This is a genomic window from Pseudidiomarina sediminum DSM 21906, assembly GCF_000423165.1.
Taxonomy (GTDB): Bacteria; Pseudomonadota; Gammaproteobacteria; order Enterobacterales; family Alteromonadaceae; genus Pseudidiomarina; species Pseudidiomarina sediminum.
The window spans coordinates 728,258-742,170 of record NZ_KE383983.1 but is presented as its reverse complement, the minus strand read 5'-3'; the positions used below and the strand labels follow the sequence as shown (position 1 = coordinate 742,170).

The following is a 13,913-nucleotide window of genomic DNA, read 5'->3' as shown; positions in this document are numbered from 1 at the left end:
CTGCTTCCCTGAACTTATTGTTAATAGATTAAAAAACATACACTTAAATAAAAAGTACAAGTTTCGCACCTTTACAAATTCTCGAGATCGTTATGATGTTATTAAGATGCGAAACGGATACTAATCAAAAAGAATAGCTTAGACAATGAATAACAGTGTAAAACTCACCACTTGTTAACATCTTTGTATTGCAAATGTTTTAATTCTGTTTCAATAAAAAACAAAAACCGCCCCCAAATTAACAGGAGCGGCTTTTCATACGTTTATACGTTAGATGTTTCTAAACCTTAGAAACGGTAGTTCACGCCAACGAACGCACGACGACCAACAAGATCATACAGTGCGTTGCCAACGTAACCTGGAGGTACTTTGTCGAACACGTTTCGTACGCCAGCATCTAAGGTCAACTGATCGTTAACGAAGTAAGTTGCTGACAAATCGTGTGTCGTGATTGAACCTACGTAGTTTGGTGAAACGTTTTCGTAAGCTTCCAAACGTGGGGTTACGTCATACAACTTAGAGTTGTCGATGTAACGTACGTTCCAGCTGAAGCTCACGTCGTCCAAACGATATGTGTTGGTCAAACGGAACTGCCAAATTGGATCACCAACTTCACCGTCTTCAACGTTGTCGAGGTCAGGCTGATCTTGGAAGTCATACTGAACGAACGAATCCAAGTAGTTCACGAACAAGTTGCTGCTCAAGGTACCTGGCAAGTCAAATGCTTGCAGGTCAGTACGGTAGCGAAGATCAAGCTCAACACCACGCGTTTCAATACGCGCTGCGTTCAAGTAGCCAGACTCAACAGCAATCAACTGAAGTGTTTCTTCATCTCGCGTCACTTGACCACAGTAACTCGCTGAAGGTGCGCCTTCTGCGTCAACACAGTTGTTGATAACGCTTTGTGGCGCAATGAAGGTAATCGCGTCTTCAATCTCGATATCATACATATCAAGGGTAGCAGTGAAGCCATCTAACGCACCTTCTGGTGTCCAAACCACACCAGCGGTCCATGAGTCTGATGTCTCGACGTCCAAGTTCGGGTTACCACCAGAAAGCAAGTCAATACTCGCACTAGTGACAGCTTCGAAGTTTTCAGGAATGCCCAAAGCTGCACAGTTGGCCGCGCGGTTTGGATTTTCGCTAATTCGTGATGCGTCACAAGGATCAACCACGTTTACATAGCCTGGTGAACGAGGGCTAAAGGCTTCAGCAATGTTCGGTGCACGAACGGCTTGGCCAACAGTACCACGAATACGAACCGTGTGGATTGGTGCCCACATCATCCCTACTTTCCATGACTCAGCGTCACCAGCGTGCGAGTAATCAGCTTTCCGATAAGCCATGTCTAAGGTCAATTCGTCTGCGAAATCAACACCTGCTAACAGTGGGAATTTCATTTCAACGAAGTATTCACTTACATCATACTCACCGTATTCGTTTGGTGTCGCAGCGTTGTTGGTCAAACCTTTACGGGTAAACTCATCGGTTAAGGTTTCTGAGGTTTCTTCACGCCACTCGTAACCGAATGCCACGTCAACCGGGCCACCTTGCAATGAGAACCAGTTCGCGGTGTCAGTAACGAAGCTCGCGCCCCAGTATTCTTGTGAAATGGTGTCATTGCGCTGAACGTCAGCTGACATGAAGTCAATTGCTTCTGCTGAGCCATTCATGCCAAAAGGATTATAGGCAACGCACTCGCCGCCAAGGTTTACAGTACCTGCATCAGGGTCACGACAAACGATCTCGCCGGCATCATTACGAACAGCATCAATCGCTGCGATAATGTTGCCAGGAATAGATTCATTACGCGTAATACGACGGTTACGGGTTTCACCGTAGCTGTAGTAAACGTCGTACTGGATTGCGGTTTGGCCCCAATCGATAAAACCATCAACACCACCAACATAGCGGAACGTCTCACGACGGTTCTCCGCAGTACGGTTGCCCCAATCATCGAAGAACTTATCAAATCGAACGGTCTCATGGCCTTGACCCAATAGCGTTTGGCGTAGTTCTTCATCGAGGTATGGGTTATCAACAACGTTAATTGTCATACCCTGTTTAAATGCAGGCTGGAATTGCTGTTCAATGTCTGCTTGTGTGACTTTAAAGTCAGAATAAAAGCGTGCATCTTCAGTCAAATCAAAGGACACCGTTGAACCTACGTTCAAACGATTTACTTCTGGCTGCATATTTACGTAATCTTGGGTGAAGAGGCAGGTGTCGCAGCCGTCAGGAAAATACCCAAATAATTTTGAACTCGACCCTTCACGTTCAGGTTGTACGACATAAGAGCCATCAGGTCGGAAACCATACAGCTCATCACCATAAATCACACCGCTACCAGAGATGTACTCAGAGCCAATATTAGGTACACGAATACGGTCCGGAATACCATCTAGGCGACCGGTGTCGTTAGGGTTTAAAATGCTGCCCCAGTTATCAAACTGGCGAATATCGTTTTCCATAGTTTCTTGGATGCGGTTGACACCAATATGGAAGGTTGCGTTACCGCGACCATTCATAAAGTCACCACCACCTAAGATACCGAACTCATGCGTACCCGCGCCAACACCTTCTGTTGATGAAGTGCCACGAGCATTAAACTCTAAGCCTTCATAGTTATCACGAAGGATAACGTTAATAACACCAGAAACAGCGTCAGAACCGTAGATCGCTGACGCGCCACCGGTCATGATTTCCACACGCTCAACCATTGACGCCGGAATCGTTGACAGGTCAACAGAAGCTGAACCTGGTGAACCTGCCACGTGACGCTTACCGTTCACGAGTACAAGCGTACGGCTTGCACCAAGACGACGTAAGTCAGCCGAGCTAATACCGCCTGAAGCGTTACTTTCACGGTTACCTACAAGCGTATTGGTTGCGCCAATAGCTGGTAATTCAGCAAGAATTTGGCCTAAGTCAGGCGAACCAAATTCGGCAATATCTTCGCGACCGATCGACATCACCGGTGCAGCTTGAGAAAATTCAGGTGCAGCAATACGCGAACCTGTAACTTGGATGCGCTCAGCTTTTTCTTGTGCAGGCGCTTCTTGAGCATCAGTGCTTTGCGCGAACGCAGGAGCAGTAAATACCGCTGTGACCGTTAAAGCTAAGATACTACGTATAGACTTTGATAATGCAGTCTCAGTAATCATGGTATTTCCCTTATCTGGAAGTAATTCATGTTTTTATTTATTACCGCGCTACCTGACTTACCTCTTTAAAAAAACGCAGAAAGTTCAAGGACAAGCAATAACGCGACCTAGCGTTATACTTCCCATACAAGATTAAATCAAATGTTATAAAAAAGAGTAAAAAGACGTTATAGATTAAACGTTTAGATTTATTGTTAAAAACAGACAAGAGCGATTAAAAAGCAACCAAGATTAGACCAAATAGTCAGCATTGACGGAGCAGGAAAGGTATTTGTGACAGATTTAGATATAAAAACCCCTGATACTGACTATTCAATATCAGGGGTTTTGAGAAATAACTTTATACTTTAAAAGCTATTTTTAACGCTTCAACAACTTAGAAACGATGCGTGTACTCTACATAGTAGCTTGCGCCACGAGCCGCACCGCCGTATGCGAAGTTGTTGAAATACGGCCAGCTTGTCCAAGTTTCGTCTTCAGGAGGACGACGGTTGGTGATGTTGTTTCCTGAGAAACGAATCGCTGAATCGTCGGTCAACTGATACGCAGCAGACAAGTTGAAGTACACATATGGGTGTGCACGTGAAACGTTCTCATACAGCTCGCTGTCTGGATCTGAGTGCGCAGCAGGCTGCACGTCCCAAGGAGCACTACCGAGACGACGACCGGTCAAGTAGATTGAGAAGTCTTGATACGACCAACCAACCACACCAGTTAAGCTTGTACGTGGGTCACCGAAGCTCGCAAGGTTGCGGTATTCAGTGTACTCACCATCAGCAGTTGCCTGATACTTGTAGCTTTGCGTATTGGTGTACTCAACGCGGGTTGAGAAGGTACCGTACTCAGTATCTACAAAGTAGTTAATGGTTGCGTCGTAACCAGCAATCGCCAAACGTGATGCGTTGGTCGGCGTAATGTTAACACCTACGATGTCACCAGCGTTAGGCGTACCGTCAGCACCACGAGTGATTTTGCTGTAAACGTCTTGACAGAACGCAGAGTTCGGGTCACGTCCGTCTAAACCAAAGTTACAGTCATACTCGTCACCAATCAGACCAGAAACACTTTCGTCTCGTACGATGTCTTCAAGCTCGATCTTGTAGTAGTCAAGGGTGAAGTTCAAGTTATCAGTGATGTCATAAACAATACCGATACCTTTGTTGGTACCCTTCTCTTCTTCAAGAGTAGTTGAACCGCTACGCGTACCTTGAATGTTGGTTGCATCACACACTGCACCACTCGGGATGAAGTCTGCTGGGTCACCGCCACCGTTTACGAAGTCGTTCCGACATTGAGTCCAATCGTATACGTTTGTGTAGAAACCAGAGTTATCAGCAAACACATAGTGCATATCTGGTGCACGGAAGCTCTTACCATAAGTGGCACGAACAAGTAATGCGTCGATTGGACGGTACTCTAAGCCAACCATAGGTGATAAACGGCCACCGATATCAGTGGTGTTATCGTCATAGCTGTCGTAACGCGCTGCAGCAGTCAAATCAAGTTGTTCCAATAAAGGAATACCTAACTCAATACCTACCGCCCAACGGTCACGATCACCGCCACCTTCAGTACCGGTCAAACCGTACCAGCTGATGTTAGTATCGCTCAACGTACGCTCATCTTGCATCAGGTCATAACCTTGCTTGTTGTATTCAACAACAGCTGCAAATTGAGCCATACCTGCTGGCAATTCAAACAAATCACCTGCGATTGAACCAAACAACGTACGCGAGTATGAATCAGCGTTGATTGCTTGGGTGCCCAACATATCGTTAGCAATTTCAGGCGTGATTGGATCGTAAAGACCGAGTTTACCTAAACCGTTTGGCAATCCAAAGGCAATTGAATCAGTACCGATAAAGTACTCTTCAACCTTCTCGTTTTTCAACCATGCACGACGGCTTTCGAAGTCAGCGATGCTGTGGCTGTATGACAATTCCCAATCATAGAAGTTGCCCAACATACCACGCGCACCCACGGTGACGTTCAAGTTTTGTTCGTTAAACGTTGATGATTTAGGACCTAACTCATCAAACGAGAACATACGCTGGTAAAGCACGTAGTCTAACCCTGGCGCACCTAAGTCAACCAAGTTACCAGTACCGTCAGCATTAGGTGTCACCACGTTTTCACTGATGAAATGACGGAAACCGCGGTTACGCGCTTCTTGATCTGTGATCAATGCATCAATAAAGAACTCAGTGTTTTTGTTGAGTTGGTATTGACCACTTACAAAACCAGCAATTTTGGTACGTTCGTTCTGAATCGAGTAGTCGCCTGTAGCATCAGTACCACAGTAGTAACCCGAACCTTCACGGAAGGCATACTCGTAGCCCGAACCTGATTGCTCACACTTCTCCGCACCCGGATCAATGTAGCCACCGTTCCATGCATCAAGTAGCAAAATACCACGTTGTAAAACATTAGTGCCTGCAGGGCCGTCATCAACAGAATCCATCCAGTCGCGGTCAGACGCGAAGATAGGATCAATTTGTTGATACTCAAGACCGTAAGTGAATGAGTAGTTGCTTTCGCTGATACCTGATACCAACTGTAAACGGAACTCATCACCGCCGCCGTCTTTGGTGGTACCAGCAAGCAATGAAACTGTGGTTTCATCAACATCATCTTTCAAAATGATGTTCACAACACCTGCAACAGCATCAGAACCATAGATCGCTGACGCGCCGTTGGTTAGAACTTCAATACGCTTGATCGCTGCTGTAGGAATAGAAGATAAGCTAACGAAGTTGCTCTGACCGTTGTATGGCGTAGGGTTTTCCGACAAACGACGACCGTTTAACAAGATCAATGCTTGACCTGGAGCAAAACCGCGTAAGCTGATGGTTTGCGCGTTAGGGGTAAAACCACCTTGCGAACCAAACTCGTCGCCCTGGATAGTACCGGTGTTTTGTGCAAGGTTTTTCAATGCGTCAAACGCAGTGGTGAAACCACGGTTAGTGATATCTTCCGCGCTAATCACAACAACCGGTGATGCGTTCTCCAAGTCACTTTGGCTCAAACGTGAACCTGTTACTTTCAAACGCTCTACTGTTTCTTCTTGCTCTTCTTGTTCTTCTTGCTCGTCTTGAGCTTGTTGAGCCATCGCCGTAGCACTCAACGTTAAGCTCGACGACATCAAGGCGAACAGAACAGCATTGTGAAGCTTATTCTTTTTCATGGGGATGTCCTCTGAGATGTTCTTCTTTTTTATACGCAATCTTGATCATTACGTTGAATTTACATTACATCTTTCGTTACATATGCACAAGAAAAAAAATACACCAATTCTTATGCATCTGTTACAGTTAAACATGTTATTAACAACACTTATTATTAACAATCCTTGGTTACAATTTGCTACATTTAAAAGGTCGTTCCATGTCGTTGAAAAAGTTCCTCATTGCCGCCTTGCTGACGAGTCACTTTTTGGCTCCGTCGCTGGTCTCAGCGGACACCCCAAAAGAGTTGCCACTCGAAATCTTTGCGCAAAACCCTAGTTTTAGCTCAATGAAAATTTCGCCGGACGGCAAACACATCGCTGCAACCTACCCGCTCGGCGACCAGATTCGTCTTGCGGTACTCGAAGCCGACACCTTTAAGCTGGTGCATCAGTACTATTTTGGAGATGAAGATCGGGTTGCGCGCTATTGGTGGGCGAATAACGAACGCTTACTTATGCAAACTGCAGTTAAAGTTGGTGAGTACGCGCAGCCGTTCCTTGATCCGCGCGTATGGGCCGCAGATATTGGTGGCCGTGTCAAAGTTGTTTTCGATGAGCGCTCGAGTTTTTCGATCCACGATATGTTGCGCGAAGATGACAAGCATATTCTCATTCGTTCAAACCATGAGAAGCGTCAATTTACAAACCTTTACAAATTAAACGTTTATACCGGTCGTGTATTAAAAGTCGCAGATAATCCATTTAAGTATGCGACGGTGCTCTACAACAATGACAACGAGCCGGTATTTGCCCTTGAGACAGATGAAGATACAGGTGAACGTCGTGTGTGGCGCCGTGCTGCAGGTAAAGATTGGGAGTTGTTTGATACCTTCCCGCCATTCAAAGGTAAAGATTATCAAGGTAGTAGTTACCCTGTAGCGATTAGCCCCGATGACAAACTGGTCTACTTGCTTTCTGATCAGGAAACTTCAACACAGTCCTTATGGAGCTACAACCTCGAAACCAAAGAACAAAAACTTGTCATTCATAATGAAACTGTTGATGTCTCGCCAGTATTTGCACGGATGCCGGGATGGGATAAGTCTCAGTTAGTTGCCGTAGGTTATGACGACGGTGTTTTACAACGCGAATACATCGACTCAAATTCACAGGCCGCAAAAGAATACGCAGCACTCAACGGCGCCTTCCCTGGCCAATACGTAAGTATGAGTAGTCAAACGGAAGATGGTAAAACGGTGATTTTACGCGTCAGTTCTGACCGCAATCCAGGAACCTTCTACCAGTTCAACCGTGAAACCTTTGAGGTAAAATACCTATCCTCTATTTACGAAGGTATTGACCCGAGCAAAATGGCATCTGTCGAAGCGATCGAATTTGAAGCTCGCGACGGTCTGAAAATTCACGGTTACCTGACGGTTCCAAACGGTCTTGAAGCCAAAAACTTGCCTATGGTGGTCTATGTGCACGGTGGTCCACACGGTCCGCGTGATAGCTGGGGCTTTGACCCGTATGCACAATCCATTGCAAGCCGCGGTTATGCCGTTCTACAAATTAACTATCGTGGCTCTGGTGGCTACGGCAAAGAATTCGAGCAAATCGGCTTCGGTAAATGGGGCCAAGAAATGCAAGATGACGTTACCGATGGCACATTGTGGGCCGTAGAGCAAGGTATTGCCGATAAAGATCGTCTTTGTATTTTCGGCGGCAGCTATGGTGGCTATGCGTCATTGATGGGCGTTGTTAAAGAACCCGATTTGTATCAGTGCGCAATTGGCTACGTCGGTGTCTATGATCTACTTCTGATGAAAAACACCGGTAACGTTGCTGAACGTTTGGACTGGGGTATGAGCTATCTCAACGAAGCCTTGGGCGACGATCCGGAAAAACTGAAAGAAGTGTCGCCTCACTATCATGTCGATAAAATTAAAGCGTCAGTATTTATTGTGCATGGTGGTCGTGATGAGCAAGCGCACTATGACAATGCGTTGAACATCCGAAAAGAGTTCGAACGTTTAAACAGACCACTCAAATGGATGTGGAAAAACACTGAAGGTCATGGTTTTGCTGACCCAGAAAACCGTCTTGACCTGATGCGTGAAATCGTTTCATTTTTGGATGAAAATATAGGAGAAGACTAGTGTTGAACGTTACGTTGAAACACTTCACTAAACTTCTTTGTAGTACAGCTGTTGCCGCAAGCTTTACGCTTGTGGCAGCACTGCCACAGCAAGTCATAGCTCAAGACCAAAGCTGTGTGGGCGAAGCCTGTGAAGAGAAAATCGCGAAACTAAAACGCCTAGCCCTTAACGGCAGTCCCCAAGCCCAGTTTATTTTGGGAACCATGTACGAATTCGGTGAAGGCGTACAACAGGATATCCCTATCGCCATGCGCTATTACAGTATGGCCGTTAGTAATCGCAATGCCAAAGCCATGTACCAACTGTCTGCCATTTTGGAGGACGGCCGTTACGGTGAACAAGATCGCGAAAAAGCCGACGATTACTTGCGTCGCGCAGCAGATCTTGGCTTACCGGTGGCAATGGTCGACCTCGCAAAAAGCTATTTAGTAACAGACAAAGACGGCAAGGCAGAAACAGCCTGGCAGTTGCTTACGAGCGCCGCTAAACGCAACAACTACGAAGCACGTTATTTAACCGCCCTGCTCTCAATGGATCAAACCTTTCCCTACGCTCTAGAAGAAGACGAAACCATCGAGCAGTTGGAGTTTCTGACCCGCCGTGGGTATCGTGATGCCGAAACTTACTTACGCAAATACGTGGCGCAAAACCCAAGTGTGGCAAACGAACGTGTTGCTGTCGCTGCCAATCCAAATGCTGCGGGTGTTGAGCGTATTGAAGTATCAGGCCAAAAAATCAGTTTTGACATGGCCCTTGATTACGCCATTGACTCAATTGAAGAACTTGGCATTTACGACGGACGCTCGACAACCTCACGGTTACCCGGTCGTGCATGTACGAAGTGGAGTAATCCCCCCTGTCAAACAGGCTCACCTGGTGTCTTGACCGGCACTGCAGCAGGTGAAATGGAAGGTATCCCCAGCTCAGGTAACTAAAAACTAAGAGCTAAAGCAAGCAACGATGATTAGTAAACGACGAAACCCCAGCCCACGGCTGGGGTTTTTAGTTGTAACTCAGTAAGTTTCGCAGCGACACATTAGCACGACCGGCATAGTGATAGGCTTGCGCCAAAAACAGTTCACCACAAGCAATCGCATCGGTCAGCGCCTGATGCGCTTGATAATCTGGTAGACCATAACGTTGCCGACAGGCAGCGAGCTTGAGCGACCCTCGAGCTAAATGATGCTGCTGCATGCGTAACCGCTGCGCCTCAAAGGTCAGCGTATCAAACTTCGCTAAAGGTTTGAGGCGCACGTTATGGGCTTTGGCGAAAGCAGACAAAAACTGCCAATCGAAGCCCACGTGATGACAGACTAACACCGCATTTTCAAGCACCTCTGCAAGGTGTTGCAATACGAACTGAGCATCCTCTGCGGCGCGAAAGTCGCGTTGCAATAATCCATGAACTACTGGCGATTGTTTCAAATCAGGCTGCTGCTGTACCACGGCGTAGCGGGCTTGACCATAATCCAACAGTGGCGGCTCAACCACAATCCAGCCGACGGCCAGCACCTGATCGACACGGGGATCAAGACCACTGGTTTCAAGGTCGAGCGCAACATAACGCTGTTCGCGCCAGCATTGCTGCAATTGCACATTCCTTCGCCAGCGCTGCTTTAATGTGCTTATCATACCCACTAACCCGTTTTTCCAAACTTCAAACTGACCCCTTGTTGAGCATTCTTCAAAATACCAAACGCTGACTTTAATTGACGCCGCGCCAGCGGGCCTAGAGCGTCCGGGTCAAGTGCATTTTTCGGAGCTTCGGTGCCCCATACCTGCAACTGATGCTGTAATCGTAGCTGCGTTAAAAACTGCCATACGTCAGCCAGTGCTTGGTTGTCCTTCGCCGACAATAACCGACTCTTTTGCAACAAGGCTAAGCGCTCCAAGGTACGTGGTGCCGTAATCCCGGCGTGTAAGCTGTACACCCGAACTATGTCATTGACCAAAGCGATACCGTAGCGCTTGATATCAATCCAATCGCTATCTTTCCCCGTCTCTGTGCCGCGAAAACGGTTAAATAGCCCCAACGGAACCTGCACACGGGCTTGTAAACGTGCCAAATTCCCAAGAAAAAATTCTGAACGCCCGAGTTCAGCCACGCGCTCGCGATAACGTTGATACAAACGCTTACTGCCCATCACATTCCGACTATCAAAAAAGATCTGACAATACATGAGGGCCTTCGGTGTCGGCGCACTAGTCCAGCGTTGAAAGCGCTCTAACCACCCCTGCAACGACAAGCGGCACTCGGGGTTAGACGCCATAATATTCCCCGGGCATTTGGGGATTCCACACGCCGCCAACCCCTCGCAAACAAATTCGCCTAAGCCGGCAAACCACGCGTGCTGCTCCGCGTTTAAACCATCGGCAAGCAACAAACCATTATCTTGATCTGAACTCAAGGTCTGATCTTCGCGTCCTTGCGAACCAAACGCCAACCACACATATGCCGCAGGCGCTACGCCATGTTCCTGCTCATAAAAATGAATGAGCTTGCGGGTCATGGTGTCCGTAAGACTTGCCAACACACGCCCGACAGCAGCAGCGTCTGCAACCCGCAACGCAAACGTATGTAGGTAGTCAGGAACCTGCTGAGCTTCGCGAATCAAAGCAGCGGTCGAACGGGCCTTATTCAAGGCGCCAATCAACATCACCGGCTCACTGCGTTGCTGCTTCATTAGGTCGGTGTTGGTCAACATTCCCAACGGACGCGCACTCTCTGGGTCGAGCACAGGCACATGGTGAATATTTTCTTGCGCCATCAACGTAAGTGCATCCAGTAAACTTTGCCGCGCGGTTAAGGTCGCCGGCGCTTGCGTCATCACAGCATTGATATGCAGGTTAAAATCAAGCCCTTGTGCGACGACCCGATTACGCAAATCACGGTCCGTCAAAATGCCAACTAAGGTGGCATCATCAACCACCAAAATGGAAGAGACTTTCTCGTCACGCATGCGCTGGGCAGCTTGTTGGATCGTCGCGGTACTCGGTAAAACCACCGGAGTCCGCGTTAGGACTTGCCCCAGCAGCTGCTGCAAGCCATCGGAGGTGTCACGCTTGCGAGAGGATGCGCTGCCTCCACTAAACTGTGTCGTCATACTCTGCTGACTCAGCAGGCGTTGCTCATGGGCGCGAATAAAATACTGTTCAAAGCCACGATGTTGCTGGCGTAAGGCAGCAAAATCATCGTCACTGATCAAAAACACGATACCGTCTTCAACCACTTCAAGCGTATTCACCACCGCGCGCCCTGTCAGCAACGACGGGAATCCAAATAAATCATGGGACTCGAGTCGCTCAATCAGCTGATGCTCAGGGGTAAAGAGGTCAAAGGCGCCAGAACGGACGATAAATAGCGCAGGGCTGTGCTGGGCAAACAACGTATCGACATTATGCTCATTGAGATAGACAGCTTTGCAACGGGGCGCCAGCCAATCGAGTTGGCTACTGTCGAGCACATCGAAAGGCGGACAATCTTGGAGAAAGCGGGTTAGTTCGCTCAAATCCGGTTGCATGGGATATCCTTGGTTCGTTATTCGTTAAGACAACATTACTCTATCGAAAACGAATACAAGAAAAAAATGCAACTATTTTGTGTTTTTCTTGGTTTTTCGAATAACGAATAACGATTAACGAAGAGCGTAGCGCTCGAATCAAAAAAAAAAGCCCGACGTAATGCCGGGCTTCCTCATTTAGTGATCGACTGCACCACCCGCACCGCGCGGATAACGAATCGACTCCACCAGCTCCTGCGTTTGCTGCGGAGCATCACCAGTGAGCTTATGCACGGCGACCGCAACAATAAAGTTCAACAGCATTCCCACAGTACCAATGCCTTCTGGTGACACGCTGAAGAGCCAATGCTCAGCAGTATTCAGTTCAGGACTGATGAACTTGAAGTAGATGATGTACGACAAGGTAAACACCACACCTACCACCATCCCCGCAATCGCACCCGTACTATTCATACGTTTGTGGAAGATCCCCAAGATAATCGCAGGGAAGAAGCTTGCCGCGGCGAGACCGAAGGCAAAAGCCACCACCTGCGCCACGAAGCCGGGCGGATGAATACCAAACCACACCGACAAAGCAATCGCAACAGCAGCGGCGATGCGTGCCGAGAGCAGCTCTTGCCGGTCGGTGATGTTCGGCGCCAAGGTACGTTTCAATAAGTCATGAGAAATCGAGGTTGAAATCACCAGCAGTAAGCCTGCTGACGTTGACAGTGCCGCAGCAACACCACCTGCTGCAACCAAAGCCACAACCCATGCTGGTAAATCTGCAATTTCAGGGTTCGCTAACACAATGATGTCGCGGTCAACGGTCATCTCATTGCGTTCATCACCTGAGTAGAACATTTTGCCATCACCATTAGTGTCTTCCCACGTAATGAGGCCGGTTTTCTCCCAGTTTTTAACCCAAGTTGGCGCATTTTCATACTCAACGCCAGTGAGTTCTGGACCGTTCAAGGTGTTGATTAAGTTTACTTTAGCAAACGCAGCAATCGATGGTGCGGTCAAATAAACTAATGAAATGAACACCAATGCCCAACCGGCTGAACGACGTGCGTCATGGACTTTAGGTACGGTAAAGAAACGCACAATCACGTGCGGCAAACCTGCTGTACCGACCATCAAAGCACAGGTAATGGCGAACACATCAATTTTGCTACGCACGCCTTCGGTATAAGCAGCTAAGCCAAGTTCCTCGGACAAACCATCAAGACGCGCCAAGAGGAAGTTGCCTTCACCTGCAACGCCTTCAGCGATGGTACCACCGAAACCAGATTGCGGTAAAAAGTGACCGGTCATATAAATCGAAATGAAAATGGCGGGCACCAAATAGGCGAATGCAAGTACACAGAACTGCGCAACTTGGGTATAGGTAATCCCTTTCATTCCGCCAAGTACAGTGTAGAAGAACACAATCACCGCACCGATAATAACACCAGTGGCAATCTCAACTTCTAGAAAGCGCGAGAACACCACACCGACCCCACGCATTTGACCCGCAATATAGGTAAAACTAATCAAAATTGCGCATAGTACGGCAATGGTTCGCGCCGTTTGTGAGTAATACCGATCACCGATAAAGTCCGGCACAGTAAATTTACCGAACTTACGTAGGTAAGGCGCAAGACACAGAGCGAGAAGAACATAACCGCCGGTCCAGCCCATCAAGTAAACACTGCCGTCATAGCCGGCAAAAGCGATAATACCCGCCATTGAAATAAAAGATGCGGCTGACATCCAGTCGGCAGCTGTCGCCATACCGTTTAACACTGGATGAACACCACCACCAGCGACATAAAAGTCATTCGTTGAACCCGCACGCGACCAAATTGCGATGGCAATATAAAGGGCGAATGTTAGGCCGACAATAATAAACGTGAGCGTTTGAATATCCATGATGCGGCCC

At 47.7% G+C, this 13,913-nt stretch carries 7 protein-coding genes; 2 read left to right on the top strand and 5 right to left on the bottom strand.

The features are described from left to right. Window positions 1–287 precede the first annotated feature (287 nt). Window positions 288–3,164 carry a TonB-dependent receptor domain-containing protein gene (locus tag G535_RS0108710; RefSeq protein ID WP_026861716.1) on the bottom strand — a complete coding sequence of 959 codons (2,877 nt, stop codon included), beginning with the start codon at window positions 3,162–3,164 and terminating at the stop codon, window positions 288–290. 376 nt (window positions 3,165–3,540) lie between these two features. After that, on the bottom strand, window positions 3,541–6,348 hold the full coding sequence (locus G535_RS0108705; protein WP_026861715.1) for a TonB-dependent receptor domain-containing protein: 2,808 nt from the start codon (window positions 6,346–6,348) through the stop codon (window positions 3,541–3,543). Window positions 6,349–6,548: 200 nt separating this feature from the next. On the opposite strand from G535_RS0108705, the gene G535_RS0108700 reads away from it, so the two are divergent. Next, window positions 6,549–8,489 carry a S9 family peptidase gene (locus G535_RS0108700; protein WP_026861714.1) on the top strand — a complete coding sequence of 647 codons (1,941 nt, stop codon included), beginning with the start codon at window positions 6,549–6,551 and terminating at the stop codon, window positions 8,487–8,489. Next, window positions 8,489–9,424 carry a tetratricopeptide repeat protein gene (locus G535_RS0108695; protein WP_026861713.1) on the top strand — a complete coding sequence of 312 codons (936 nt, stop codon included), beginning with the start codon at window positions 8,489–8,491 and terminating at the stop codon, window positions 9,422–9,424. The genes G535_RS0108700 and G535_RS0108695 overlap by 1 nt, the downstream gene beginning before the upstream one ends. 67 nt (window positions 9,425–9,491) lie before the next feature. Here the strand turns inward: G535_RS0108695 and G535_RS0108690 are convergent, their stop codons facing one another. The 3 genes from G535_RS0108690 to G535_RS0108680 all read right to left on the bottom strand — a co-directional run bounded on the left by G535_RS0108690 (window position 9,492) and on the right by G535_RS0108680 (window position 13,903). Continuing rightward, window positions 9,492–10,121 carry a 3'-5' exonuclease gene (locus tag G535_RS0108690; RefSeq protein WP_034728340.1) on the bottom strand — a complete coding sequence of 210 codons (630 nt, stop codon included), beginning with the start codon at window positions 10,119–10,121 and terminating at the stop codon, window positions 9,492–9,494. A gap of 5 nt (window positions 10,122–10,126) precedes the next feature. Continuing rightward, on the bottom strand, window positions 10,127–12,010 hold the full coding sequence (locus G535_RS0108685) for a DUF294 nucleotidyltransferase-like domain-containing protein (protein WP_026861711.1): 1,884 nt from the start codon (window positions 12,008–12,010) through the stop codon (window positions 10,127–10,129). A 177-nt stretch (window positions 12,011–12,187) separates the two neighbouring features. Continuing rightward, on the bottom strand, window positions 12,188–13,903 hold the full coding sequence (locus G535_RS0108680; RefSeq protein ID WP_026861710.1) for a sodium:solute symporter family protein: 1,716 nt from the start codon (window positions 13,901–13,903) through the stop codon (window positions 12,188–12,190). Between the last annotated feature and the right edge of the window lie 10 nt (window positions 13,904–13,913).

Bases quoted from the DNA above. Each gene is read 5' to 3' on its own strand.
- G535_RS0108705 (WP_026861715.1), bottom strand. From the start codon at position 6,348: ATGAAAAAGAATAAGCTTCACAATGCTGTTCTGTTCGCCTTGATGTCG.
- G535_RS0108690 (WP_034728340.1), bottom strand. From the start codon at position 10,121: ATGATAAGCACATTAAAGCAGCGCTGGCGAAGGAATGTGCAATTGCAG.
- G535_RS0108685 (WP_026861711.1), bottom strand. From the start codon at position 12,010: ATGCAACCGGATTTGAGCGAACTAACCCGCTTTCTCCAAGATTGTCCG.
- G535_RS0108700 (WP_026861714.1), top strand. From the start codon at position 6,549: ATGTCGTTGAAAAAGTTCCTCATTGCCGCCTTGCTGACGAGTCACTTT.
- G535_RS0108680 (WP_026861710.1), bottom strand. From the start codon at position 13,903: ATGGATATTCAAACGCTCACGTTTATTATTGTCGGCCTAACATTCGCC.
- G535_RS0108710 (WP_026861716.1), bottom strand. From the start codon at position 3,164: ATGATTACTGAGACTGCATTATCAAAGTCTATACGTAGTATCTTAGCT.